This window comes from Streptomyces griseus subsp. griseus (assembly GCF_000720255.1).
Taxonomy (GTDB): Bacteria; Actinomycetota; Actinomycetes; order Streptomycetales; family Streptomycetaceae; genus Streptomyces; species Streptomyces griseus_I.
This window is the reverse complement of sequence record NZ_JOJE01000154.1, coordinates 1-518: the sequence shown is the minus strand read 5'-3', so window position 1 is coordinate 518 and position 518 is coordinate 1. Positions and strand designations below refer to the sequence as shown.

Sequence of the window (518 nt, the reverse complement as noted above, 5' to 3'; positions counted from 1 at the left end):
GCCGGGGGCACGACCCCCGACGGCGTCGCCTACACCTACGAGGCCAACGACGCCTCGGTGGGCGACCTCGACGGCGACGGCGCGCTGGACTTCGTGCTGAAGTGGCAGCCCACCAACGCCAAGGACAACTCCCAGTCCGGGTACACCGGCAACACGATCGTCGACGGCGTCAAGCTCGACGGCACCCGGCTGTGGCGCGTCGACCTGGGCCGCAACATCCGCTCCGGCGCCCACTACACGCAGTTCCAGGTGTACGACTACGACGGCGACGGCAAGGCCGAGGTCGCCATGAAGACGGCCGACGGCACGAAGGACGGCACCGGAGCGGTCATCGGCAGCTCCTCCGCCGATCACCGCAACTCCAGCGGATACGTGCTGTCGGGCCCTGAGTACCTGACAATGTTCAACGGCCAGACCGGCAAGGCGATGCAGAGTGTCGACTACGTCCCGGCCCGGGGCACGGTCTCGTCCTGGGGCGACTCGTACGGCAACCGCGTCGACCGCTTCCTGGCGGGCAC

1 protein-coding gene is annotated in these 518 nt (G+C 68.9%); it reads left to right on the top strand.

The annotated features are described in order from the left end of the window. Window positions 1-518, top strand: a 518-nt coding sequence (locus IG99_RS43560) for a rhamnogalacturonan lyase family protein (RefSeq protein WP_037684590.1), incomplete at both ends; no start/stop codon positions are given.